General features: G+C 70.4%; 23 protein-coding genes and 1 tRNA gene. 12 read left to right on the top strand and 12 right to left on the bottom strand.

Annotation, left to right across the window (positions count from 1 at the left end; genetic code table 11):
* The first annotated feature begins 75 nt into the window (after window positions 1–75).
* From ACIREE_RS23735 to ACIREE_RS23720, 4 genes are all read left to right on the top strand, one after another.
* Entirely contained in the window at window positions 76–750 is a 675-nt protein-coding gene (locus tag ACIREE_RS23735; protein ID WP_404155508.1) for an HNH endonuclease family protein, read from the top strand.
* A gap of 135 nt (window positions 751–885) precedes the next feature.
* The gene (locus ACIREE_RS23730) at window positions 886–2,571 is read left to right on the top strand and encodes an alkaline phosphatase D family protein (RefSeq protein ID WP_404155506.1); all 1,686 of its coding nucleotides are present in this window, start codon (window positions 886–888) and stop codon (window positions 2,569–2,571) included.
* Between the two features lie 110 nt (window positions 2,572–2,681).
* Window positions 2,682–4,607 (top strand): FAD/NAD(P)-binding protein, encoded by a 1,926-nt coding sequence (locus ACIREE_RS23725; protein WP_404155503.1) that lies wholly within the window; start codon window positions 2,682–2,684, stop codon window positions 4,605–4,607.
* 97 nt (window positions 4,608–4,704) lie between these two features.
* A complete protein-coding gene (locus ACIREE_RS23720; protein ID WP_404155500.1) occupies window positions 4,705–5,151 on the top strand; it encodes a DoxX family protein in 447 nt (148 codons plus the stop codon).
* Between the two features lie 68 nt (window positions 5,152–5,219).
* Here ACIREE_RS23720 and ACIREE_RS23715 read toward each other — a convergent pair whose 3' ends face one another.
* Window positions 5,220–5,774 carry a superoxide dismutase family protein gene (locus ACIREE_RS23715; RefSeq protein ID WP_404155498.1) on the bottom strand — a complete coding sequence of 185 codons (555 nt, stop codon included), beginning with the start codon at window positions 5,772–5,774 and terminating at the stop codon, window positions 5,220–5,222.
* 220 nt (window positions 5,775–5,994) lie between these two features.
* On the opposite strand from ACIREE_RS23715, the gene ACIREE_RS23710 reads away from it, so the two are divergent.
* Window positions 5,995–6,624: a DedA family protein gene (locus tag ACIREE_RS23710; protein ID WP_404155495.1), complete on the top strand. Its 630-nt coding sequence runs from the start codon at window positions 5,995–5,997 to the stop codon at window positions 6,622–6,624.
* Here ACIREE_RS23710 and ACIREE_RS23705 read toward each other — a convergent pair.
* The gene (locus tag ACIREE_RS23705) at window positions 6,612–6,845 is read right to left on the bottom strand and encodes a DUF2277 domain-containing protein (protein WP_404155492.1); all 234 of its coding nucleotides are present in this window, start codon (window positions 6,843–6,845) and stop codon (window positions 6,612–6,614) included. The two genes, ACIREE_RS23710 and ACIREE_RS23705, sit on opposite strands and share 13 nt — an antisense overlap.
* 98 nt (window positions 6,846–6,943) lie before the next feature.
* On the opposite strand from ACIREE_RS23705, the gene ACIREE_RS23700 reads away from it, so the two are divergent.
* A complete protein-coding gene (locus ACIREE_RS23700) occupies window positions 6,944–7,321 on the top strand; it encodes a hypothetical protein (protein ID WP_404155489.1) in 378 nt (125 codons plus the stop codon).
* Window positions 7,322–7,361: 40 nt separating this feature from the next.
* Here the strand turns inward: ACIREE_RS23700 and ACIREE_RS23695 are convergent.
* Window positions 7,362–7,436 (bottom strand) — tRNA-Val (locus ACIREE_RS23695).
* Window positions 7,437–7,652: 216 nt separating this feature from the next.
* Between ACIREE_RS23695 and ACIREE_RS23690 the strand changes: the two genes are divergently transcribed.
* The 4 genes from ACIREE_RS23690 (at window position 7,653) to ACIREE_RS23675 (ending at window position 10,827) form a co-directional block, all read left to right on the top strand.
* On the top strand, window positions 7,653–8,450 hold the full coding sequence (locus ACIREE_RS23690; RefSeq protein WP_404155486.1) for a DUF4097 family beta strand repeat-containing protein: 798 nt from the start codon (window positions 7,653–7,655) through the stop codon (window positions 8,448–8,450).
* A gap of 86 nt (window positions 8,451–8,536) precedes the next feature.
* The gene (locus tag ACIREE_RS23685) at window positions 8,537–9,943 is read left to right on the top strand and encodes a hypothetical protein (RefSeq protein WP_404155483.1); all 1,407 of its coding nucleotides are present in this window, start codon (window positions 8,537–8,539) and stop codon (window positions 9,941–9,943) included.
* A gap of 128 nt (window positions 9,944–10,071) precedes the next feature.
* Window positions 10,072–10,596 (top strand): DUF4383 domain-containing protein, encoded by a 525-nt coding sequence (locus ACIREE_RS23680; protein ID WP_404155480.1) that lies wholly within the window; start codon window positions 10,072–10,074, stop codon window positions 10,594–10,596.
* Between the two features lie 9 nt (window positions 10,597–10,605).
* Complete coding sequence (locus tag ACIREE_RS23675) at window positions 10,606–10,827, top strand: zinc ribbon domain-containing protein (RefSeq protein WP_404155477.1); 222 nt, start codon at window positions 10,606–10,608, stop codon at window positions 10,825–10,827.
* 39 nt (window positions 10,828–10,866) lie between these two features.
* Here the strand turns inward: ACIREE_RS23675 and ACIREE_RS23670 are convergent, their stop codons facing one another.
* Genes ACIREE_RS23670 through ACIREE_RS23660 form a run of 3 tightly spaced genes read right to left on the bottom strand, consistent with a single transcriptional unit; the run spans window position 10,867 to window position 15,397 of the window.
* Window positions 10,867–11,724, bottom strand: coding sequence for an HAD family hydrolase (locus ACIREE_RS23670; protein ID WP_404155474.1), 858 nt, complete (start codon window positions 11,722–11,724; stop codon window positions 10,867–10,869).
* An 11-nt stretch (window positions 11,725–11,735) separates the two neighbouring features.
* Window positions 11,736–14,237, bottom strand: coding sequence for a phosphoribosyltransferase (locus ACIREE_RS23665; protein WP_404155472.1), 2,502 nt, complete (start codon window positions 14,235–14,237; stop codon window positions 11,736–11,738).
* Window positions 14,234–15,397 carry an HpcH/HpaI aldolase/citrate lyase family protein gene (locus ACIREE_RS23660; protein WP_404155468.1) on the bottom strand — a complete coding sequence of 388 codons (1,164 nt, stop codon included), beginning with the start codon at window positions 15,395–15,397 and terminating at the stop codon, window positions 14,234–14,236. Before ACIREE_RS23660 ends, ACIREE_RS23665 begins: the two co-directional genes overlap by 4 nt.
* A 182-nt stretch (window positions 15,398–15,579) precedes the next feature.
* On the opposite strand from ACIREE_RS23660, the gene ACIREE_RS23655 reads away from it, so the two are divergent.
* The gene (locus ACIREE_RS23655; RefSeq protein ID WP_404155465.1) at window positions 15,580–16,362 is read left to right on the top strand and encodes a TerD family protein; all 783 of its coding nucleotides are present in this window, start codon (window positions 15,580–15,582) and stop codon (window positions 16,360–16,362) included.
* A 10-nt stretch (window positions 16,363–16,372) separates the two neighbouring features.
* On the opposite strand, the gene ACIREE_RS23650 is transcribed toward ACIREE_RS23655, so the two are convergent.
* The 6 genes from ACIREE_RS23650 to ACIREE_RS23625 form a co-directional block, all read right to left on the bottom strand.
* Window positions 16,373–17,119, bottom strand: a complete 747-nt coding sequence (locus ACIREE_RS23650; RefSeq protein WP_404155462.1) for a Tellurium resistance — start codon at window positions 17,117–17,119, stop codon at window positions 16,373–16,375.
* 174 nt (window positions 17,120–17,293) lie between these two features.
* Entirely contained in the window at window positions 17,294–18,439 is a 1,146-nt protein-coding gene (locus ACIREE_RS23645; RefSeq protein ID WP_404155459.1) for a DUF475 domain-containing protein, read from the bottom strand.
* 81 nt (window positions 18,440–18,520) lie between these two features.
* A complete protein-coding gene (locus ACIREE_RS23640) occupies window positions 18,521–19,096 on the bottom strand; it encodes a TerD family protein (protein ID WP_363191440.1) in 576 nt (191 codons plus the stop codon).
* A 103-nt stretch (window positions 19,097–19,199) separates the two neighbouring features.
* The gene (locus ACIREE_RS23635; protein ID WP_324776040.1) at window positions 19,200–19,775 is read right to left on the bottom strand and encodes a TerD family protein; all 576 of its coding nucleotides are present in this window, start codon (window positions 19,773–19,775) and stop codon (window positions 19,200–19,202) included.
* Between the two features lie 128 nt (window positions 19,776–19,903).
* Window positions 19,904–20,362, bottom strand: a complete 459-nt coding sequence (locus ACIREE_RS23630) for a peroxiredoxin (RefSeq protein WP_404155456.1) — start codon at window positions 20,360–20,362, stop codon at window positions 19,904–19,906.
* Window positions 20,363–20,524: 162 nt separating this feature from the next.
* Window positions 20,525–20,956: a DUF3052 domain-containing protein gene (locus tag ACIREE_RS23625; RefSeq protein ID WP_356490614.1), complete on the bottom strand. Its 432-nt coding sequence runs from the start codon at window positions 20,954–20,956 to the stop codon at window positions 20,525–20,527.
* 445 nt (window positions 20,957–21,401) lie between these two features.
* Between ACIREE_RS23625 and aceE the strand changes: the two genes are divergently transcribed.
* The gene (aceE, locus tag ACIREE_RS23620) at window positions 21,402–24,149 is read left to right on the top strand and encodes a pyruvate dehydrogenase (acetyl-transferring), homodimeric type (protein WP_404155453.1); all 2,748 of its coding nucleotides are present in this window, start codon (window positions 21,402–21,404) and stop codon (window positions 24,147–24,149) included.
* Window positions 24,150–24,789 lie beyond the last annotated feature (640 nt).

The following is a 24,789-nucleotide window of genomic DNA, read 5'->3' as shown; positions in this document are numbered from 1 at the left end:
CCCCGCAACCCCCTCCCCCCACGATGGCCGCAGCACCCCACCCGGCCAACAACCCCCCACCCCAAGGGAGTTCACATGCCCCGCCGCACCCCCACCACGCCGAACATCTACGCGCGTCGACGCCGCACGACAGCCGCCCTGACCACCGCCCTCGGCGCCATAGCCACGGTCACCCTCCTCACCGCCCCCACCGCCCAGGCGGCCCCGCCCACCCCCGTCACCGCCGCCACAGCCCGCACCTACCTCTCCGAGCTGACCGTCAAGGCAGAGGGCAGCTCGGACGGCTACAGCCGCGACAAGTTCCCGCACTGGATCACCCAGTCCGGCACCTGCAACACCCGCGAGGTCGTCCTCAAGCGCGACGGCACGAACGTGCAGACCGGCTCCGACTGCGCTGCCACGTCGGGCAGTTGGTACTCCGAGTACGACGGCGCCACCTGGACCGCGTCGGGCGACGTCGACATCGACCACGTAGTACCGCTCTCGCAGGCGTGGAAGTCGGGCGCCTCCGCGTGGACGACGGCCCAGCGCCAGTCCTTCGCCAACGACCTCACCCGCCCCCAGCTCATCGCCGTCACCGACAACGTCAACCAGTCCAAGGGCGACCAGGACCCGGCCGAGTGGATGCCGCCGCGCGCCGCCTACGCCTGCACGTACCTGCGGATGTACGTCCAGGTGAAGCACTACTACGCCCTCTCGGTGGACTCGGCGGAGAAGTCGGCGATCCAGTCGAAGCTGAGCGGCTGCTGACGCGGCCCACACCTGATCCGCCCCCCTGGGCCCCCCGCTCGCTCCCGGCGTTCCGTACCGTACGGACGGACCAGGGCACGACGAAGCCCGACAACGGCCCGACGGTCCGGACGTCGGAGGAGCGGAGGAGACAACGTGGCGAGGCTGCGCCTGGGACCAGTGCTGAGGTACGTGGACGGAGAGGCGGCGACGGTCTGGGTCGAGGCGAGCGGGCCCTGCGTCGCCGAAGTGCGCTGCGCGGACGGCGCGAAGGGCAGTACGCACACCTTCCAGATCGACGGCCACCACTACGCGCTGGTCCCGGTCACCGGGCTGACCCCGGGCACCGAGACGGCGTACGAGGTGACCCTGGACGACGCCAAGGTCTGGCCCGAGCCGGACTCCCCGTTCCCGGCCAGCACCATCCGCGCTCCGGAGTACGCCGCGGACGAACCCGTCCGCGTCACCTTCGGCTCCTGCCGCTGGGCCGCCCCGCCCGCCTCGGGGACCTCCTGGCGCGAGCGGGGCCGGGAGCTCGGCGGAGAGCACGACCCCGTGGGCCCGGACGCGCTCGACACGCTCGCCGCCCGGCTCGCCGCCGACCCGACGGCCGAGCGCCCCGACGTCCTCCTGCTCCTCGGCGACCAGGTGTACGCGGACGAGACGTCACCGGCGACCCAGGAATGGCTGGCCCGCCGCCGCGACCTCACGGACGCCCCGGGCACCCAGGTCGCGGACTACCAGGAGTACACGCACCTCTACTACGAGTCCTGGCTCGACCCGGAGATCCGCTGGCTGCTCTCCACCGTCCCCAGCTGCATGATCTTCGACGACCACGACGTCATAGACGACTGGAACACGAGCGCCGCCTGGGTCAGGGAGATGCGCGCCACGCCCTGGTGGCAGGAGCGCATCCTGAGCGGCCTCATGTCGTACTGGGTGCACCAGCACATAGGCAACCTGCACCCGTCCGAACTCGCCGCCGATCCCGTGTACGCGCAGGTGTGCGCGGCCCCCGACGGCACGGACGTGCTGCGCGAGTTCGCCACCCGGGCCGACTCCGATCCCACCAGCGCCCGCTGGAGCTACCGCCGCGACTTCGGCCGCGTACGCCTGGTGATGGTCGACACCCGGGCCGCCCGCGTCCTCGACGAACAGAACAGGGCGATGCTCCACCCGGAGGCGGCACGCTGGGTGCGCGAGCAGACCCTCGAAGGGCAGGACTCGGCCACCGGCGCCTACGACCACCTCCTCATCGGTTCGTCACTGCCGTGGCTGCTCCCCCATCTCATCCACCACGCGGAGTCGTGGAACGCGGCGATGAGCCGGGGCGAGCGCGGAGCCCGCTGGGCGCGGTTCGGTGAGAAGCTGCGCAGGCGGGCCGACCTGGAGCACTGGGCGGCGTTCCCGACGTCGTTCGACACGCTCACGGACCTGGTCACCGAGGCGGGCGGCGGCCCCGCGGCACCCGCGACCGTCTCGGTTCTCGGCGGCGACGTGCACCACGCCTACGTCGCCGAACCGTCCTGGCCGGCGAGCGGCCCGGCGCCCACCGCCCGCGTCCTGCAGCTCACCTGCTCCCCCGTCCACAACTCGATCCCCGGGTACATGAAGGTCGGCTTCCGCTTCGGCTGGAGCCGCGCCGGACGGTCCATCGGCCGCGGCCTGGCCCGGCACGCACGCGCGGCGGCACCCCGTATCAAATGGCGCAAGACGGGCGGCCCTTGGTACGGGAACCAGCTGATGACCCTGACCCTGCGCGGACGGTCGGCGAACCTCACCCTCGACCAGGCCGACCAGCAGGGCGGCCTCGCCCGGACGGACCGGCGCACGATCACGTAGCCGCCGAGCGGTGATCCATTTCACAGCTGGAATCCCACTCACCGTAGTTGACGGTGAAACGGCATGATGAGGCGGACCGCCCCAGCAGCCCCACATGCCCCGGGAGTCCCGTGTTGCCCGCCCCTCACCACGAGTTCAGTCTGGCGATCGTCGGCGCGGGTCCCCGCGGCACCAGCGTCCTGGAACGGCTCACCGCCTCCGCCGACGAGCTGCTCCCGGCCGACTCCCGGCTCACCGTCCACGTGATCGACCCGCACCCGCCGGGCGCGGGCGCCGTCTGGCGCACGGACCAGGCGCCCGAGCTCCTGATGAACACGGTCGCCTCACAGGTGACGCTCTACACCGACGAGTCGGTGGCGTGCTCGGGCCCGATCCGCCCGGGTCCGAGCCTGTACGAGTGGGCCGCGCTGCACGACGCCCCGCTGGGCCCCGACGACTATCCGAGCCGCGCCCAGTACGGCCGCTACCTGCGCCGGGTCTTCGCCGCGACCGTCGAAGCGGCCCCACCCCGCATCGAGGTCGTCCCGCACGCCGCCCGCGCGGTCCGCCTCGACGACGCGCCCGACGGGCGACAGACCCTCGCCCTCGACGACGGCCGCGAACTGACCGGGCTGCACGCGGTCGTCCTCACCCAGGGCCATCTGCCCACCGTCGGCACCCCGGCCGAGCGCCTGCTCACCGAGGAGGCCCGGCGGCACGGCCTGCGGCACGTCCCGCCGGGCAACCCCGCCGACGTCGACCTGGACGCCGTACTGCCGGACGAGGCGGTTCTGCTGCGCGGCCTCGGTCTCAACTTCTTCGACCACATGGCGCGGCTGACCGAGGGGCGCGGCGGCCAGTACGCGCCCGCCCCCGGCGGCGGTCTGCGCTATCTGCCCTCGGGCAAGGAGCCGCGCCTGTACGCCGGTTCGCGCCGCGGCATCCCGTACCAGGCGCGCGGCGACAACGCCAAGGGACCTTACGGACGTCACGAACCCGCCGTCCTCACCGCCGAGTCGACAGCCCGCTTCCGGGCACGGGCCGACGCCGGCGAGGCGCCCGACTTCCTCGCCGAGATATGGCCGTTGGTCGCGAAGGAGGTCGAGACGGTCTACTACGAGGCGCTGCTGAGAACCACCGGCCGGCCCTCCTCCCCCCTCTTCCGTGACCGTTTCCTGGCCACCGCCCACCGTTCGCCCCAAGAGGCCGCAGTTCTCCGGGAGTTCGGGATATCCGACGATCGCCTCTGGTCCTGGGACCGCGTCTCACGGCCTCATTCCGGCCACACCTACACCTCCCCCACGGCCTGGCACGCCTGGCTCCTCGGCCATCTGCGCGAGGACGCGGACCACGCCGCGCTCGGCAACGTCGACGGGCCGGTGAAGGCCGCCCTCGACGTCCTGCGCGACCTGCGCAACGAACTGCGTCTGATCGTCGACCACGGCGGCCTGTCCGGCGCGTCGCGCCGCGACCACCTCGACCGCTGGTACACCCCGCTGAACGCGTTCCTCTCCATCGGCCCGCCCCGGCGCCGCATCGAGGAGCTGGCCGCGCTCGTCGAGGCGGGCGTGCTGACCGCCGTCGGCCCCCGCCTGGAGGTGGCCGTGCGGGACGGCACATTCGTGGCGCACTCCCCCGACGTGCCGGGATCGACCGTGACGGCCACCACACTCGTCGAGGCACGGCTGCCCGAACCGGACGTGCGCAGGACCGCCGACGAGCTGCTCGCCCGGCTCCTGAAGACCGGCCAGGCCCGGCCGCACACGGTCGACGGTTACGAGACCGGAGGCCTGGACGTGACGCCGCGCCCCTACCGGCTGATCGATCGTCAGGGGGCGCCCCACGCACGGCGGTTCGCGTTCGGCGTGCCCACCGAAGGGGTGCACTGGGTGACCGCCGCGGGAGCCCGCCCGGGGGTCGACTCGGTGACCCTGTCGGACGCCGACGCGGTGGCGCGCGCCGCCCTGCGCACCGCCGCGGGGCCGGCGGCGGACACCGAAACGGAAGACGACCATGGCCGAATGTTGAACTTGCAAGCATTGGTTAGGTTCTCCTAACCTGTGGATCTCCCAAGCCGGTGGCAACGGCGGCAGCGTCGGCGCCGACTACATCGGTGAATCGGTTACGTCCCCCACCGACCGAAGGAGTCCCCACATGACTGGACGTCTCAACAGCGGCCAGCCCTATGTCCTCGGCCTGTTCCGCATAGTCGTCGGACTGCTCTTCGCCTGCCACGGCGCCGCCTCGCTCTTCGGCGTCCTCGGCGGCATGAACGGCGCCACCGTCGAGGCCGGCACCTGGCCCGGCTGGTACGCCGCCGTCATCCAGCTGGTCGGCGGCAGCCTGGTACTGCTCGGCCTCGGCACCCGCGCCGCGGCGCTGGTCTCGTCCGGGTCGATGGCCTACGCGTACTTCCACGTCCACCAGCCGGGCGCCCTGTGGCCGATCCAGAACGGCGGCGAGGCCTCGGCGATGTTCTGCTGGACCATGCTGCTGCTCGTCTTCACCGGCTCGGGTGCGTTCGGCCTCGACCGGCTGTTCGCCGCGCGCGGCGAGCGGGCCGAGGAGGCCCAGCCGGAGCGCGCGACGGTCGCGGCCTGACCTCGTACGCACACCACGGCGCCCGCCCTCCGCACGGAGGGTGGGCGCCGTGGTGTGCGTACGGCCGCCTAGGACGGAAGCGGCCCGGACTTCCCCGCCGGTCCGAACGGCACCGTGAAGCACGCCACGCGTGCCCCCGCCCCGCCGGGCACGTCGTGGATCACGACCGAGCGCGCCGCACCGGGCCGCAGAGCCCACGTCTTGCGGACCATGGCCGCGCCCCTGCCGGAGGCGTCGGTGGTGAAGTCGAGCCACACCTCGTTCTCGGCGTTCGCCTGCGCCGGGTCGACCACGTGCTGGTAGTGCCCGCCCGCGGCGGCCGGGTCGGCGCCGCACGGCTTCTGGTGCACGTGCGCGCCGTAGGCGTGTCCGGGGACGAGGCCCTTCACGCTCAGGCTCACGGTCGTCCCGGCCCCGGCGCCGCTCTGCTTCACCTCGATCGACGACGCCGCGGGCACCAGCTTCATGTCGTACGTGATCGCGGGCGACGGCACGAACGCCGTCGGCGGCGAGAAGGTCGCCACGGCCCGTACCCAGTAAGTCCCCGCGGCGACGTCCGTCCCGCCGCCGCCCGCCGCCAGTACGGCCGCCGCGAGAGCGCCGGTCACCATCCCTGCCACCATCGCCAGTTCCTCCGGTCTCGTCGGTGCTGGCTCGTTCGTACGGGACCCGGCGGCTCGGCGCAGCTCCGGGCGCGGCACTCGGGTGAACGTGAGATGGGGAACATCTGTACCCCTAGCGTCACTCGAGCGACACTCCAGGCGTACGCTGTACAGCTGTCATGAACCGCTCCTGCACGGAGGGAACGGTCCGGGGGATCGTCCGTACAGGAGTTGGCTTGCAGTGCTGGAGAGCGTGGGGTCACTGACCGGAAGCCCATGGATCTACGTGATCGTGGCGCTCTCCGTGCTCTTCGACGTCTTCGTGCCGGTGCTGCCGAGCGGGGTCCTTGTGATCACCGCGGCCACCGCCGCCGCGGCCGGCTCGGGCGCGGCCACGGGCTCGGTCCCGCACGGCGTGCCGGACCTTCTCGTCCTCACCCTCAGCGCCGCGACGGCCTCCGTCCTCGGCGACCTGGTCGCGTACCGCCTCGCCTGGCGCGGCGGTGAGCGCCTGGACCGTGCCATCGCCCGCTCCCGGCGCCTGACGTCCGCGCAGGAGCGGCTCGGCGCGGCGCTCTCCCGCTCCAGCGGCGGGCTGCTCGTGATCATCGCGCGGTTCGCGCCCGCGGGCCGCTCGGTCGTCTCCTTCGCGGCCGGCTCGGCGCACCGCCGGGTCCGCGAGTTCCTGCCCTGGTCTGCTCTGGCGGGCGTGGCCTGGGCCGCGTACAGCGTGGCGCTCGGCTACTTCGGCGCGCAGTGGCTCGGCGCGAGCTGGCTGTCCACCGTGGTCTCGCTGCTCGCGCTGGTCGGCGCGGGCCTGGTGGCGGCGTACGTGATGCGCCGCCCGGTCCCGGAGGCTCAGGAAGCCTGAGAGCCCCTGGCCCCGCCCCGCACCTCCAGACCGTCGAGGAGGGCGGCGGTGGCGCGGGCGATCTCGTCCACGGCCCGCTCGAACACCTCTTGGTTGTGCGCGGCCGGCGCCCGGAACCCGGACACCTTGCGCACGTACTGCAGGGCGGCGGCCCTGACCTCCTCCTCGGTGGCTTCTTCGGGGAGCGCGGGCGGGCGAAGGGTCTTGATGCTGCGGCACATACCTCCAGTCTGCCGCTGCCCTGTCGATCGACCACACGTTCGCGTGAACTCCCCGAAGTTGCTCGCTCCGCGAATTCGAACAGACGTACCATTGCCGGGTGGCAGCGACCGATGATTCCGACTTCGACTTCCCGAGCGACCTCCGCGCAGGTCAGGAGGAGCTGCACCAGATCCGGGCCGAGCTCCTGGACCTTCTCAAGCGGCTCCCCTGGTCGGTCGCGCCCCTCGACGCGATCAGCGACACCCAGGGCTGGCGCAAGCTGGAGCGCCCCGCCTCCCCGGGCTGGACCGAGGACGAGCAGGCCGAGGTCGAGAAGCTGCGCAGACGCGAGCTGGAGCTGGCCGTCTTCGTGACGTGCCACCGCTACTGGTCGAAGCTGACGGGCCCCGACGCCGTACGGGCCCGCTCCCTCCTCAAGCACGCCCACGAGGCGGACACCACCCCCGCGGAGAACGACGAAGACCCCCAGGCTTGATCGTCTTCACGATCGCCTGAGGGCCTTCGGTCCACTTCGGTGGTGGGCGCGGACGGTTTCGAACCGCCGACATCCTGCTTGTAAGGCAGGCGCTCTACCCCTGAGCTACGCACCCGGAATCCCGGGCTTGCGACCGGGACGAGCCGACAGCGTACCCTGCCGACGCCCATGCACCGCAAACCCGTAACGGCCCAGGCAGCAGGTGGGGTTAACCCCACCCGCGATCCGGTGGCCGCCCATATCCCGCACACCACCCGCACCCCCGTACGTTCATGGGGTGCCGGCCGCCGGTCGGGCACCGCGACACCAGCCGTTGCAGGGGGAATCCACCATGACCGTCCGCCCGTTCCGCACCGCCCGCGGTGCCCGTGCCGTCCGGGGCCTCGCCGCCGCGGCAGCCGTGGTCGCTGTCGCCGCGACGGCCACGGCGTGCGGTGCCGACGCCTCCGACGACGACCACCCCGACCACCGCTCCTTCGCGCTGCACGGCACGACGCTCACCGTCGACTCGGACGACTCGGCCCTCGAACTGGTCCCGGGCGACAGCGACCAGGTGAAGGTGACCCGCTGGTTCAAGGGCTCCACCGTGGTCGGCTCCGACCCCAAGGTGACGTGGAAATGGCAGGCCGACGAGGACCGGCTGACCCTGCGGCTGCACTGCAGCGGCATCGTCACCGACTGCTCGGCGCGGCACCGTGTCGAGGTGCCGCGCGGCATCGCCGTCGTGGTCCGCAGCGACGACGGCAGCGTCCGCGCGAACGACTTCAAGAAAGGCCTCGACATCGCGACGCAGGACGGCTCGGTGCATGTCGAGAACGTCTCGGGACCGCTGCGCCTGCAAGGTGACGACGGCTCGTTGCACGCCTCGGGCGTGGACGCCCGCAAGGTCTCGGTCCGCAGCAAGGACGGCTCCGTACACCTCACCCTGCGCACCGTCCCCGACCGCGTCGAGGCGAGCACCGACGACGGCTCCCTGACCCTCACGCTCCCCGGCTCCGCCACGTACCGGGTCTCCACGCACACCGACGACGGCGGCGTCCATGTCGACGTCCCGCGCGACACCCACAGCGCGCACCGGATCTCGGCCCGCTCCCAGGACGGAGAAGTCACCCTGCGAACCGCGAACTAACCGGCCCGTGTGTTCGTCGTAATCGGTGGGAGAATGGACACCGGTCAAGAGCATCGAGGGCTGATGACGGCGCACGGGAGTGGTTGGTGACGACGGCGAAGAGTGAGCGTCCCGAAGGGGCGCGAGGCCCCGTCCGTCGGTGGGTCCGCCGCCCGGCGCGCCCGGCCCGCCACAGCCCGCTGCGGGACGCCCTGACCCTCGCCCTGCTCCCCGTCCCGCTCCTCGCGGCGACGGTCACGACCGCGTTCGCCGGTGGCGGTACGAGAAAGTGGTTCGGCGGCCGGGCCGAATCCCAGCGTGCGGAGGCGCAGGCGGCCAAGGACGCCGCGGCCGCCGCCTTCTACGAGCTCGATACCGCCCAGCGGGACCTGCGCATCTCGATAGAGACCATCAGCGCGGTCGACGACTCCGCCGCGGGCCGCCGCGCCGTCACCGACTTCCAGCAGCTCGGCAACCGCATCGACGAGGTCAGCGGCCAGTACATCAGCGCGGTCGACGCCCATGACCTCGACCGGGACGACCTGGAGGCGAGCGCCGCGTCGCGCGCGCGGGCCGAACTGACGCAGGCCAAGGACCAGTTGACCCGGACCAAGCAGGATCTGGACCGGTTCGCGCAGGGACTCGGGCCGCTGCTCGGCAAGGCCGAGACGCAGCTGGCCCGGCTCGCCCCGTCCGTGGAGCGCGCCCGGCAGGCCCTGCTCGCCGCGACGACCGCGCTCGACGCCGTACGCGGAGCGGACCTCAAGGCCGACGACCTCGCCGCCCGGCTCGCCGCCCTCGGCCCGGAGCTGACCAAGCTGAACCAGGGCGCGGGGCAGCACGGCGTACCGGAGACGCTGGAGCGCGCGGAGCGGGTCGCGCGGGACGCCGAGTCCGTCCGCGCCGAGGCCGAGCGCCTGCCCGAGCGGGCCGCCGAGATCGACCGGCGCCTGGTCTCGCTGCGCACCCGGGCACAGGCCCTGACGACCCGCGCGGGCCAGGTCGAGCCGGTCCTGAGCGAGCTGCGACGCCGGTTCGCCGCCGCCTGCTGGCAGGACCTCCAGCACGTACCGGACCTGGCCGCGGAGAACGTGCGGCAGGCCGAGAGCAAGCTCGCCGAGGCCCGTGCCGCGCGCGACGCCCAGCGCTGGCCCGACGCCACCTCGCTCCTCTCCACGGCCCGCGCCCTGCTGAACACGACGGACGAGTCGGTCTCCGCGGCCGGCGACCGGCTGCACCGGTTGAACGCGGTGGCGAAGGACCCCCAGCAGGAGATCGACCGCACCCGCTTCGCCATCCGCGACGCACAGCGACTCGCGATGGCGGGCCGCAGCACTCCGGAGCCGCGGCACGCCCGCCCCCTCGACGACGCCGTGGCCCGCCTCGACCGTGCTGTCGCGGGTCTGGAGGGCCGCCACCCCGACTACTGGCACTTCCTCACGGAGACGGAGGCCGTGCGGCAGACGGTGGGCCGGGTCGTGACGCAGATCCGCGAGGACCGCGGCGGCGCCTGACGGCCGGGCCCCGCCGTGCCGGGGCCGGCCTCCCGGGGTGACCGGGTTGGCACTCCCGCTGTGGCGGGCGGATCCTTGGAGGACGTACGGGTCCTTGCCGTACGTCCGTGCAAGGAGGCGAGGCGGACATGGCCACGCATACGCAAGCACTCCACCACCGGTCCCGCGGGCGCGTCACGCTCGACGAGCATCTGCCCGTCGACCGCGGTCTCAGCAAGGTGTACCGCACCGGAGCGGGCCTGATGGGCCTGGTGCTGCTCGCCTTCGGCGTCCTCGGACTCATCGACAAGATCGGTTTCTTCGACACGAGCGGGGACTCGGTCGCGGGGCTGAGCACGAACGGCGCGCTCAGCGTCCTGTCCATCTGCGTCGGCGCGCTGCTGTTCGTCGGCATGGTGATCGGCGGCAACGTGGCGTCGACGCTGAACATGGTGCTCGGCATCCTCTTCATCCTCAGCGGGTTCGTGAACCTCGCCCTGCTCGACACCGGCGCCAACTTCCTGGCCTTCCGCATCCAGAACGTCCTGTTCAGCTTTGTCGTCGGGCTGCTGCTGATGTTCTTCGGGATGTACGGGCGGGTCAGCGGCACCCTGCCGCACGACAATCCGTACTGGCAGTCCCGGCACGGCGGCCGGCCGGTCGACCACCCGTAACCTTGGCCCATGCCTCGCTACGAGTACCGCTGCCGCAGTTGCGGCGACACGTTCGAACTCAGCCGCCCCATGTCGGAGTCCGCCTCCCCCGCGAGCTGCCCCGCAGGCCACCCGGACACGGTGAAACTCCTGTCGACGGTGGCCATGACCGGCGCCACGAACGCACCGTCTCCCGCGCCTTCGTCGGGCGGTGGCGGGGGCGGCTGCTGCGGGGGCGGCTGCTGCGGTTAGCGGTCCCGCCACCCCCGGCGCGGCCCCGCGCCGGGGGTGTCAGGCCTGCGTCCGCACCTGCACCTGCACCTGCACCTCGCTGAGGAACCCCCGCAAGATGGCCTCCCCCGCCAGCACTCCGCCCTCCGGCAGCACCGTCACGGTCGGCGCGGTCCAGCCCGCGTCCGCCAGCTCACCGTGCCCGGGACGCCATCCGCGATCCACGGCCTCCAGCAGGTCCGCGTCCAAGAGCGAGTCGCCCGCCCCCAGCGTGCGCCCCGCCCCGGCCCGCCGGGCCACCTCCCGGACCGCCGCGCCCTTGGTCAGCGGCTTCGGCACGGCGTACACCTTCCGGCCCTGCAGCGACACGCCCCAGCCGACGCCCTCCGCCCACTCCCCGAGCTCCTTGACCCAGCCCTCCGGCAACAGCGCCCGGTCCACCACGAGGTACGCGAACAAGTCCTCCGCGACCCGCTCCTTCAGCAACCACGCCGGGTCCGCGGCCGCGACCATCCGCTCCCGCACCTCCCCGAGCGGCGCGCACTCCGCGTCGAGCCGAGCGGCCACGGCCGCACTCCACTCGGGGTCCGACACCCCGTCGACCAGCAGATGCCCCCCGTTGGCGCAGATCGCGTACCGCGGCGCGGGGCCGGGCAACCGCACCCGCCCGTACTGCTCCCGCGTCCGCGTCGTCGTCGGTACGAACACCGCCTGCCGCGCCAGCTCCGTCAGCAGCCCGGCCGCCCGCTCAGTGACGTACGACAGGGGTCTGCCCTCGTACACCTCGACGCAGAGCAGTCGCGGCGCCTGCGCGTCGGGCATGGTCAGCGCGAGCGCCCCGGCCGAGTAGATGAGCGTCCGGTCGAGGTCGCTCGCGACCACGGTCACGGCGCCGGAAGCCACGACGTCAGAACTCATCGCACCGGTACTCACTTCGCCGCCACCGCCTTGCCGTCCACGCCGGTGGCCCCGCGCGTGAAGCGCGGGTGGATCAACCCGACGCAGGTGTAAGGGAGTTCGGCCACCTCTTCGACCGGAACCCCGCGCTGCTCGGCGAGCAGGCGCACATGGTCCAGGTCGGCCCCGGCGCCGGCCCGCGCCAGAATCTTCCACGGCACGCGCCGCAGCAGCACCCGGGTGGTCTCGCCGACGCCCGGCTTGACGAGGTTCACGTCGTGGATCCCGTACTCCTCGCTGATCCGCTCGACGGCGGCCCAGCCCTCCCACGTCGGCGCACGATCGGCCCCGAGCAGCTCCTTGACGTCCGCGTCGACCGCGTCACGGGCGCCCTCGAAGCGTCCCTCCACCACGTCGAGGAAGTGCCCCGAGACGTCCGCACCGGCCAGTCCTGCATAGAACTTCGCCCCGTGGAAGTCATCGGGTCCGACCAGGTCGGACCGGAGCACCGTGCGCGATATCAGCCCGGAGACCGTCGAGTTGAGGCAGGCGGAGGGGATGAGGAAGTCCTCGCGCGTCCCGTACGTCCGCACGCACGACCCGGGGTCGGCCAGTACCGCGATCTCCGGGTCGAACCCCTCGAACTCGGAGACTGCGGCGGCCAGTTCACGCGTGATGGCACCCTTGCCCGTCCATCCGTCGACGAAGACGACGTCCGCCGGGTCATGGTGCGCGGCGAGCCAGCGCAGCGCGTTCGCGTCGATGCCCCGGCCGCGCACGATGGAGACCGCGTAGTGCGGCAGCTCCAGACCGTGCCGCCACCGGGCCCAGCGCCGCATCAGCACCCCGACCGGCGTCCCGGCGCGTGCCAGGGACACCAGGACCGGCCGGGGCGAGCGCTCCGCGAGCACCGTCTCCGTGACGACGCCCACCGCCCGCGCGATCCGGTCCGCCGACGTGTCGAGCGCCGCGTGGAACAACTCCTGGTACTGCGCGCTGGGTTGGTACTCGACCGGCAGCGATTCGGCGTAGTGCGCGCCGCCGCTCTGCACGGCCTCCTCGCGCTCCTCGGTCGGCGCCTCCAGCGTCACGTCCGACAGGTCCTGCAGCAGCCAGCCGACCTCGTCGGGCGCGTACGAGGAGAAGGCGGGGCCGCGCAGCGGCTCGGGCAGCGACGGCTCTGACAACGGCGGCTCTGACAACGACATGGGGGGCCTTTCCTGTGGCGCATAGGACGGGATCACGACCACGACCACGTGCGCCGCGTGCTCGGCGACACACTCCAACAAGCCGCCGGGCGCGGCGAGTTCGGCGCTGTCGCCGACGGAGTCGAGGACGACGACGACCGTGTCGAAGTCACCGCCCGCCACGTTGTACGCATACCGTTCGCCGGGTCCGTCGGCCGGTGCGTCGTGCGCGGGGAAGACGAGCCGGGTGCGGATCGCGTAGCCCGGGTCGTCGACGGCGAGGACGGGCGAGCGGGTGGTGGTGGAGTAGGCGACATCCGCGCCCGTCGCTTCGAGCGCGGTGGCGAGGCGCAGCGGCGCGTACATCAACTCCTCGTTGCCCAGGACCAGTACGCGGCCGTGGACGTGCGGTGCGAGCCGCTCGGCCATGCCGGGCAGCGCCGCTTCGAGGCGCGCGCGGTGGGCCGGGGTGAAGCCGTGCCGCCCGCCGTCCGGCAGGCCGCCCGGCCAGCCGATGTCGCCGATCCGGGTGATCTCGCCGCGCTCGCGCCGGGCCGCGGGCACGGCGGCCGCCTCGTGCGCGGCGACGAGCGCCTGCCCCTTCTCCAGGACCCCGTCCGGCAGCCGCACCGAGCCGCGCGCCATGACGACGAGGTCGACGCGGGCGCCGATCTCCTGCGCGAACGCCTCGAGGCGGCCCTGATCGCCGGGTGAGCGCATGTCGACGAGGGCGACGATGACGTAGTGGGCGCGGGCGTGCAGCTCGTGCAGCGCGCGCACGGTGTTCAGGACCGTGTTCCCCGTGGAGAACTCGTCGTCGACCAGGACCAGCGGGCCGTCCCCCGCGAGGAGCTCCGGGTCCTTTGGCAGCAGCAGGTGGGAGGTGGCGTGCGAGTGGGACTCCTCGAAGCCGCCCGCGCTCGCCACGCCCTCGACGGGACGGCGGGTGGAGTGCAGATACGGCGCGAGCGCGAGCCCGTCGGCGACCGAGTGGCCGAGGCCGGTCGCGGTCTCGGCATACCCCAGGACCACAGCCCGCGCCGCCGCTTCGTCACCGAGCAACTCCCGTACGCGTACGCCCAGTTCATGACCGGCGCGCCAGACCACGGACGGGCGCTGCGGCACGTGCTTGCCCAGCACGTTCGACACGAGCAGGTGCGCCCGCTTGGGGTTGCGCCGCAGGGCGAGCCCGAGGAGCCCGGACAGCTCCCGGTCTCCGGCCAGCTCGACCCCGAGCCGCTCGGCGACCCACGTACCCGACCACACCACGTTGCTCTTCTCGTCTCTCGTCGCTTCGGTCGTGCGGGCTTCGGTCGTGCGGACTTCGGTCGTGCGGGGCCCGGTCATGCGGGCAGCCCGGCGGTCAGCAGTTCCACGAAGCCGACGTCCTCGTGGGCCACCCCGAACACCTCCGCGCGCTGCAGGGTCCGCTCGGCCCAGGCGCGGTGCGGCTTCACCTCGTTCATCTTGTTCGTGTAGGCGCTTCTGAGGACCCCACCGCCGCCCCGCTCGGGGCGCAGGATGTCCTGGGCGTCGCTGTACTCCTCGTGGCTGACGACGGACAGCGCGTGCACGGGCAGCACGTGCGAGGGGTGGATGCAGGTCTTGCCGAGCAGGCCATTGGCCCGGTCCAGCTCGATCTCGCGCAGCAGCCCGTCCAGGTCGTGCTGGATCAGCGCCTCGCGCAGCGGCTCGGCCCCTTCTTCGAGGAAGGGGCTGCGGCGCAGCTGCGGCTTGAACATCCGCTCCTGGTGGCGGAAGTACTCCCAGACCGGTCCGGTCACCGTGAAGCCGGTGCCGTCGGCCCGGCCCAGCCGGTTGACCACGTCGGCGATGACGGAGGCGACGATCTGCACGTCGTAGGCCGTCATGTCGGGCGGCCGGCGCAGCCCGTACGCCGAGCAGAAGTCGGTGACGCCGAGGCGCAGCGCGAGGACGCGGTCGCGGTACTTGTCGACCGTGCGGGAGATTCCGGAGAGCGTCTCGGTCCGCGTCTCCAGGTGCATCAGCTCGGGCGACTCCAGGACGGGCATGGCGAAAAGCCGACGCCCCGCGGCCGCTTCCGCGGCGGTGAGCGCCTCCAGGAACGGAACTCCCCGCTCCTCCGTGAACTTCGGCAACACGAATCCGGACAGCAACGCGACGGCAGGCCCGAGGCGACGCACAAGGTCCGTGATCTGCTCCGGCACTCGTACGCGGACGAAGAGCAGCGGCACCTCGACCCCGCGGTCGGCGAGGTCGGTGAACTGGCGCACGAGATTGTCCTCGGCGCCGCTCACCTCGGAGTCGTCGATCGAGTCCTCCAAGCACAGCACCATGGACACGACACCGCGCCCGGCCTGCTTGAGCACGTCGTCCGCGAGGTGCGGCCGGGTCGCGGGACTGTAGAGCGTCGCTCCGAGCGCCGCCGCGAGCATGCGGGGCGCGGAGTCGGTATGGAAAGTCCCTGGCTCCCGATGGAACAGGCGCTCTCGCACCTCAGGGGCGATGTGCCCGAAATGACGCATAAGTCTCCCCCGTGCTGCCAGGCCGTCCGGAATGATGTGGCCGGTAATAGTACGTACAAAGGTGTGTCAAGAGTTCCCAGCTGCAATGAAATTCTGGTAACCCCTGAATGTCGGGGGGCGCGTTCCGGCCCCTGATCCGACCCGCGTTGTCCCGGACCATGGCGGGAAGGCAGGATGACCGCATGACGCACGCGATGCTCAAGGGGGCGAACGTCCCGCTCGACGCCACGGCGGTACGCGCCGTGCTCCGCTGGTCCCCCGGGCAGGGCGTACCGGCGGTGGACGCTTCCGCACTGCTGCTCGGCCCGGACGGCAAGGTCCGCTCCGACGAGGACTTCGTCTTCTACAACCAGCCCCGGCACCCCTCGGGCAAGGTCTGGCGGCTCGGCCAGAAGCGGGTGGCCGAGGGCATGACGGACACGCTCCAGGCGGACCTGGCGGGGGTCCCGCAGGAGATCACCCGGATCCTCTTCACGGCCTCGGCGGACGAGGTCGCGTTCGAGCACGTGCAGGCGCTGCGCATGTTCGTCTACGACGCCACCTCCGACGCCGCCGAACCGCTCGCGCACTTCGACATCAAGCCGGAGACCGGCGCCGAAACCGCGCTGATCTGCGGCGAGATGTACCGGCGCGGCGACGGCTGGCGGCTGCGCGCGGTTGGCGAGGGCTACTCGAACGGTCTGGTCGGCCTCGCCATGGACTTCGGCATCTCGGTCGACGAGTCCGCCGCGGCCGAGCCCACGCCGGCGCCTGCCACGCCAGCTCCTGCCGCGCCGGTCCCGGCCCCGTCGTTCCCGCTGCCGCCCCAGCAGCCGCCCTCGTACGGCTATCCGCCGCAGCCCGCGACGCAGCCGGCCCCGCCGTCCCAGCCCGCGTACGGCTATCCGCAGCCGGTGGCGGCCACGGTGTACCCCGACCCGACGTTCCGGCTCCCGCCGCAGGGTCCGCAGTTCATCGGACGGTGAGGCCTGCCGGTTACTGCCCGCCCACCTTGGACTTGTAGCCCCGGCCCCACTGCAGCCCCCAGCCGTACAGGCGGTCCAGCTCGGACTGGAACCCGTACACGAACTTCACCTCGCGCCGCACCACCAGATCGCCCTTGATGTTCTCGATGGAGATGACGGCACAGGAGCGGGCCTGTGGGGCGCGCTCGTCCAGGCTGATCTCGATCCGCGGGCCGTTGCTCGGATAGAGCGTCACGATCGCGTGCGTCCGGTCGAACGCCGGCGTCTGGTCGTAGATGTAGACGAACACCAGCAGCCGCTTGATGGCGTCGCGGTGGTCGAGGTTGATGTACATGGTCTCGCCGGACGCCGAACCGAAGCGGTCGTCGCCGCTGAGCTTCACGTACGGCGGCTCGTTGATCGCGCCCAGGAAGCTGCCGAGCGGCTGCACGACGCCCTTCTCGCCGTCCATCAGCTCGTACAGGCAGCCGAGGTCCAGGTCGACATTGACCATGGACTGGGTGTGCGCCTGGACGACGTCCGGTTTGAACATGCTGAACGGATGCCGCACCAGGCTGTTCTTCTCGAACCCGCCGATGTCCGAGGTCCGCATCCGCCAGGAGAGGTTGACCCGCAGGTTCCCGGTGGCGGCGCCCTGCTTGGAGAGTGAGACGACCGGATGTCGCTTGGTGAGTTCGATGGAGTTGGTGGCCGCGCTGCCCGAATCGAAGTCGGACTGCGCGGAGTTCCCGTGCCAGAATTTGTCCCATATGGACATGCCGCCCCCAAGTGCCGTTCCCGTACTGCCCGTTCCCCTACTGCCCGTTCCTGCCGGCTCATGCCCGCTCATGCCGAACGGGGCGGCCGCGGGAGGAGTCTTCCTCGTACGACCGCCCCGTTCAGAGGCTTCCAGGAATAGGCCCCGGGTCAAACACCGGGTCCCGCGTTCCGGTCAGACCCCGGACGCGACCTCACTCTTGTCCGGGCTTCCCGAGTTGCCCTCCTCGGCCGCGATCCGCTTGTTGCGGCGCACCGACGACCAGAACGACCAGGCGATCAGGACGACGCCGACCAGGCCCGTGATCACCTCGTTGATCTGGTACCGGATGGTGACCAGGAGGATCACGGCGAGGGCGCCGATCGCGTAGTGCGCGCCGTGCTCCAGGTACACGTAGTCGTCGAGGGTGCCCTGGCGGACCAGGTAGACGGTGAGCGACCTGACGTACATGGCGCCGATGCCGAGGCCGAGCGCCATCAGGACGATGTCGTTGGTGATGGCGAAGGCGCCGATCACACCGTCGAAGGAGAACGACGCGTCCAGGACCTCGAGGTAGAGGAACATGAAGAACGCGGCCTGGCCGGCCAGCACCACGGCCGACTTGGGCTTGCCCTCGCGGGCCGCCTTTTCCTCCTCCTCGTGCTCGCGCTCCTCCTCTTCCTCGAGACGGTTCTCGAAGAAGCCGGACAGACCGCCGACGACGAGGTACGTGATCAGACCCGCGATACCCGAGACGAGCACCGTCGACTGCTTGTCCACGTGCACGCCGCCGTGCTGGTGCGCGTGGATGGCGAACGTCATGGAGGAGACCAGGAGCACGATCAGCGCGATGCAGACCGACAGCATGTCGACCTTGCCGAGCTTGGCGAGCGGGCGCTCCAGCCAGCCGAGCCACTTGATGTCACGGTCCTCGAAAATGAAGTCGAGGAAGATCATCAGCAGGAACATGCCGCCGAACGACGCGATCGACGGGTGCGCGTCGGTGACCAGCTGCTGGTAGCGGTCCGGCTGGTTGAACGCCAGGTCCACCGCCTCGACCGGCCCCATCTTGGCGCTGATCGCGACGATCACGACAGGGAAGACCAGGCGCATACCGAAGACGGCGATCAGCACACCGACCGTGAGGAAGATCTTCTGCCAGAAGGCACTCATCTTCTTCAGGATTCCGGCGTTGACGACCGCGTTGTCGAAGGAGAGCGAGATCTCCAGGATGGCGAGGATCGCGACGACCCCGAGCGCGGTCCATCCGTCGTAGAACACCGCCGCGATCAATCCGAGCACGGTGATCGCGAACGACCAGCCGAAGGTTTTCAGAACCACTGGCTACCCCATCGTGTGTACGGGTTTCCCCGTGCTGGTTGTACGGGGCTCCCCCGCTCCGTGCACGGCTTTAGCAACGCTTTATGAAACGTTGACTCCGAAGTCTAGAGCGATGCCGCGAAGACCGGACGCGTACCCCTGTCCGACGGCACGGAACTTCCACTCCCCGCCGTACCGGTACAGCTCGCCGAAGATCATCGCGGTCTCGGTGGAAGCGTCCTCGGAGAGGTCGTAGCGCGCGAGCTCCTGGCCGTCGGCCTGGTTCACCACCCGGATGAACGCGTTGCTGACCTGGCCGAACGTCTGCCCCCGGTTGTCCGCGTCGTGGATCGACACCGGGAAGATGATCTTGTCGCAGGTCGCCGGCACCTTGGAGAGGTCGACGATGAGCGACTCGTCGTCACCTTCACCCTCACCGGTGAGGTTGTCCCCGGTGTGCTCGACCGAGCCGTCGGGGCTCGTGAGCTGGTTGTAAAAAATGAACCACTCGTCGCCCATGACCCGGCCGCCGCTGCACAGCAGCGCGCTGGCGTCCAGGTCGAAGTCGGCTCCGGTGGTGGAACGTGCGTCCCAGCCGAGCCCGACCAGGACCTGCGTGAGGTTCGGTGCGGCCTTGGAGAGGGAGACATTGCCTCCCTTGGCGAGCGTGACGCCCATGATTTTGATCCTCCCCGATGTACGACGTTGCGGTGGTCGAGCGCGTCCGGCGCCGCACTGGCAGTGCGGCGCCGGACGAGTGAACGTAGTGCTGTGCTGCGGCTCAGACGTTGACGCCGAAGTCCTGCGCGATACCGCGCAGGCCCGACGCGTAGCCCTGGCCGACGGCGCGGAACTTCCACTCCGCCCCGTTCCGGTACAGCTCACCGAAGACCATGGCGGTCTCGGTGGAGGCGTCCTCGGAGAGGTCGTAGCGGGCGATCTCCGTGCCGCCCGCCTGGTTCACGACGCGAATGAACGCGTTGCGCACCTGGCCGAAGGACTGCTGACGGTTCTCGGCGTCGTAGATCGAGACCGGGAACACGATCTTGTCGACATCGGCCGGAACCGTCGCGAGGTCGACCTTGACCTGCTCGTCGTCGCCCTCGCCCTCACCGGTGGTGTTGTCACCGGTGTGCTCGACCGAGCCGTCCGCGCTCTTCAGATTGTTGAAGAACACGAAGTCCTGGTCGTTGCGGACCTTGCCCTCCGCGTTGATCAGGATGGCGCTGGCATCGAGGTCGAAGTCCGTACCGGTGGTGGTACGAACGTCCCAACCCAGGCCCACGACGACCGCCGTGAGGCCAGGTGCCTCCTTGCTCAGCGATACATTGCCGCCCTTGCTGAGGCTGACTCCCACGAGTCCTCCCTATGGTCTGGGGGCGGGGAGCCCCGTAGTGCGTCTGGCATCGGATCAACGTCTGGATCCTAGTGAGGGGTTCCCGCCCCCCGCGAGGTGTCCAACACGGTGTCGTCCCCGAGGAGTGCTTAAAGCGCGTCGAGCGCCTTGGCGTACTCGTTCAGGTCACGGGCGTCCGGCAGACCGTTGACGACGGTCCAGCGGACCACACCCTCCTTGTCGATGATGAAGGTGCCACGCACCGCGCAGCCCTTCTCCTCGTCGAAGACGCCGTACGCGCGCGAGGCCTCGCCGTGCGGCCAGAAGTCGCTCAGCAGCGGGTACTCAAGGCCCTCCTGCTCAGCGAATACGCGCAGCGTGAACGGGGAATCGTTCGAAACGGCGAGCAGCTGCACGTCGTCGTTGACGAACTTCGGCAGCTCGTCACGGAGCGCGCACAGCTCGCCGGTGCAGACCCCGGTGAAAGCGAACGGGTAGAAGAGCAGCACCACGTTCTTCTCGCCGCGGTAGTCCGAGAGCTTCACGGTCTCGCCGTGCTGATTCCTGAGCTCGAACTCCGGAGCCTTGGTGCCGACCTCGATCGCCATGGTGAAGCTTCCCTTCGGTGGGGCTGTTCGGGTGGCTTCAGCCTAGTTGGCGACGTGAAAGCGCCCTCCACCGCCCGTCGGCCCGTGCCCATGCGTGAGGCCCCGCGGGCGCACTCTCATGCCCGCGGGGCCTCACATGGGGATCCCGGTCCTCCGGGGCGGCTACCGCTTCTTGGCTGCCGTCTTCGGCGTCACCAGCCTGCTCCCGGTCCAGTCCTTGCCCACACTGACGCCCTTGGTCTGCGAGAGCCCGGCGGTGGTGGCGGCCTCGCCGATCTCGCTCGGCTCGACGTACCCGTCCCGCCCGGTCTTCGGCGTCAGTAGCAGGATGTAACCGCCGTCTTCGATGTACGTGGTGGTGTCCACCAGCGCATCAGTAAGGTCCCCGTCGTCCTCACGGAACCAGAGCACCACGGCATCAGCCACGTCGTCATAGTCCTCGTCGACGAGCTCTGTGGTGGTTGTGGCCTCGATGGCCTCACGGAGCTCCTGATCGACGTCCTCGTCGTAGCCGATCTCCTGGACCACCATGTCGGTCTGGAAACCAAGCCTTGCGGCAAGGTTCGTCTCCGCGTGGTCCGCGGTCGCGCTCACGGATTGCCTCCTGATCATGTTTACGAAGTTGTCTGCAGCCTCGCGCACGCGCGAAGCGTTGGCCGTAGTCCACACGTGCGCGACGGATCGCGCAAGTACCCGGCCGCCGAGACCGCCGAAACGGTGACGTTCCAGGCCGTGCCACCACAACTCCTGTCAAGGATTCCCGCAGGCCGGTGATGTACGCCACAGCATTCTGCCGGGTTTGCCCGCCCTGCTCCGGCACACAGCGTAACCAGGGCCGAACAGTCCCACGGAACACATGAACGACAGGGGCGTAACGTTGCGATTCGTTCACAGCTGCCCAAAGGGTCACGCGCCGGTCCTCCGGTTTACCTCTCGGTAGAGATGACGATTCCGTTTCCGAGGTACACGATGGACAACGGCGTACCCGACGGCGTACCCGACAGTGGAACAGTGGCATCACCGACAGTGAAGGAACAGCGTGGCTTCCGGATCCGATCGCAACCCGATCATCATTGGCGGTCTTCCCAGTCAGGTCCCGGACTTCGATCCCGAAGAGACCCAGGAATGGCTCGACTCCCTTGACGCCGCAGTCGACGAACGCGGCCGCGAGCGGGCCCGCTACCTGATGCTCCGACTGATCGAGCGGGCCCGCGAGAAGCGCGTGGCCGTGCCCGAGATGCGCAGCACGGACTACATCAACACGATCGCCACCAAGGACGAACCGTTCTTCCCCGGCAACGAGGAGATCGAGCGCAAGGTCCTCAACGCCACGCGGTGGAACGCCGCGGTGATGGTGTCCCGCGCCCAGCGCCCCGGCATCGGCGTCGGCGGACACATCGCCACGTTCGCCTCCTCCGCGTCGCTGTACGACGTGGGCTTCAACCACTTCTTCCGTGGCAAGGACGAGGGCGACGGCGGCGACCAGATCTTCTTCCAGGGGCACGCCTCGCCTGGCATCTACGCCCGCGCGTACCTCCTGGACCGCCTGTCCGAGGGTCAGCTCGACGCCTTCCGCCAGGAGAAGTCGAAGGCGCCCAACGGCCTTTCGTCGTACCCGCATCCGCGCCTCATGCCGGACTTCTGGGAGTTCCCCACCGTCTCCATGGGCCTCGGTCCGCTCGGCGCGATCTTCCAGGCCCGGATGAACCGCTACATGGAGGCCCGCAGCATCGCGGAGACCTCCAAGTCCCACGTGTGGGCCTTCCTCGGTGACGGCGAGATGGATGAGCCCGAGTCCCTCGGTCAGCTCTCCATCGCCGCCCGTGAAGGCCTCGACAACCTCACCTTCGTCGTCAACTGCAACCTGCAGCGCCTCGACGGCCCGGTACGCGGCAACGGCAAGATCATCCAGGAGCTGGAGTCCCAGTTCCGTGGCGCCGGCTGGAACGTCATCAAGCTTGTCTGGGACCGCAGTTGGGACCCGCTGCTCGCGCAGGACCGCGACGGCGTCCTGGTCAACAGGTTGAACACCACGCCCGACGGCCAGTTCCAGACCTACGCCACCGAGCCCGGCTCGTACATCCGGCAGCACTTCTTCGGCGACGACCACCGCCTGCGCGCCATGGTCGAGAACATGACCGACGACCAGATCCTGCACCTGGGGCGCGGCGGTCACGACCACAAGAAGATCTTCGCGGCGTTCACGGCGGCCAAGGAGCACAAGGGCCAGCCGACGGTCATCCTCGCGCAGACGGTCAAGGGCTGGACCCTCGGCCCGAACTTCGAGGGCCGCAACGCCACGCACCAGATGAAGAAGCTGACGGTCGACGACCTGAAGGGCTTCCGCGACCGGCTGCACATCCCGATCACCGACGCGCAGCTGGAGGGCGGCGCCCCGCCGTACTACCACCCCGGCCGCGACTCCGAAGAGATCCAGTACATGCACGACCGCCGCAAGTCGCTCGGCGGGTACGTCCCCACCCGCGTCGTACGCGCGAAGCCGCTGCAGCTGCCGGACGACAAGGCGTACGCGACGGTGAAGAAGGGCTCCGGTCAGCAGTCGATCGCCACCACCATGGCGTTCGTCCGGCTCCTGAAGGACCTCATGCGGGACAAGGAGATCGGCAAGCGCTTCGTGCTGATCGCGCCCGACGAATACCGCACCTTCGGCATGGACTCCTTCTTCCCGAGTGCGAAGATCTACAACCCGCTCGGCCAGCAGTACGAGTCCGTCGACCGCGACCTCCTGCTCGCCTACAAGGAGTCGCCGACCGGCCAGATGCTCCACGACGGCATCTCCGAGGCCGGCTGCACGGCATCGCTGATCGCCGCGGGTTCCGCCTACGCGACGCACGGCGAGCCGCTTATCCCGGTCTACGTCTTCTATTCGATGTTCGGTTTCCAGCGCACCGGCGACCAGTTCTGGCAGATGGCCGACCAGCTGGCCCGAGGCTTCGTCCTCGGCGCGACCGCGGGCCGCACCACGCTGACCGGTGAGGGTCTCCAGCACGCCGACGGCCACTCGCAGCTGCTGGCCTCGACGAACCCCGGCTGCGTCGCCTACGACCCGGCGTATGCCTACGAGATCGCGCACATCGTCAAGGACGGCCTGCGCCGGATGTACGGCCCGACCGACGACGGCAAGCCCGGCGAGAACGTCTTCTACTACCTCACCGTCTACAACGAGCCGATCCAGCACCCCGCGGAGCCGGCCGACGTCGACGTCGAGGGCATCCTCAAGGGCATTCACCGCATCAGCACCGGGACTTCGGGCACGATCCCCGCGCAGATCATGGCCTCGGGTGTCGGCGTTCCCTGGGCGCTGGAGGCACAGCGGATTCTCGCGCAGGACTGGGACGTACGGGCCGACGTGTGGTCCGCGACCTCGTGGAACGAACTGCGCCGCGAAGCAGTGGATGTAGAGCGCCACAATCTGCTGCACCCCGAAGAGGAACAGCGCACGCCCTACGTCACGCAGAAGCTGTCCGGAGCGCAAGGGCCGTTCGTCGCGGTCTCCGACTGGATGCGGGCCGTGCCCGACCAGATCTCCCGCTGGGTGCCCGGCACCTACCAGTCCCTCGGCGCCGACGGGTTCGGCTTCGCGGACACCCGGGGCGCCGCGCGCCGCTTCTTCCACATCGACGCGCAGTCGGTCGTGGTCGCGGTCCTCACGGAGCTGGCACGCGAGGGCAAGGTCGACCGCTCGGTCCTCAAGCAGGCGATCGACCGCTACCAGCTGCTCGACGTCGCGTCCGCCGATCCCGGTGCGGCCGGGGGCGACGCGTAACAGTCCGCTTGTCCGAGGGCGGCGGGACCGACGGTCCCGCCGCCCTCCTGCGTTTCGGGACGGGCGTCCGCGCTGGGTCTGACGCGGTCCGGCATCACGCTGCGCGGTGTCGTCACCGGCCTCGTCGCGCAGGACACGCATGGCACGCATGGCACGCATGGCACGCACACGCATAACGCACATAACACGCTTGTCGCGCAAAGCTTGCATGGTACAACTCCCCGTTCGAGAAGGGTTGCGCGAAGGAACCCGCCGCGGGAGACGAGGGCGACGCGTAAGACGAGGGTGACGACTGACGTGCCTCAGGGCCTCAGGGGGCATGCCGATGGCTGACGCAGGCGGGACGGACGCGCTCATGCCAGGGGGGCCGAGGGTCGCTGCGCCGGAGGCACGCATGAGCCAGGTGGACGTGGCGCTGGCACGCTCGGCACGGCCGTCAGCTCGCAGCTCGCAGCTCGCAGCTCGCAGGTGACAGTGATGGCGAGAGCGATGGCGATGGCGATGGCGATGGCGATGGCGATGGCGATGGGAACGCTCCCTGACGCCCCCAGGTGCGGCGGCTGGGCCGCACCCGGGGGTGCAGGTGCCTCCGGGGTGGGCCCCGGGAACTGACCCGGGGTCGACCGGAGTTGACCGCTCG

Source organism: Streptomyces sp. NPDC102467 (genome assembly GCF_044765445.1).
Classification (GTDB): domain Bacteria; phylum Actinomycetota; class Actinomycetes; order Streptomycetales; family Streptomycetaceae; genus Streptomyces.
This window is presented reverse-complemented; position numbering and strand designations above follow the sequence as displayed.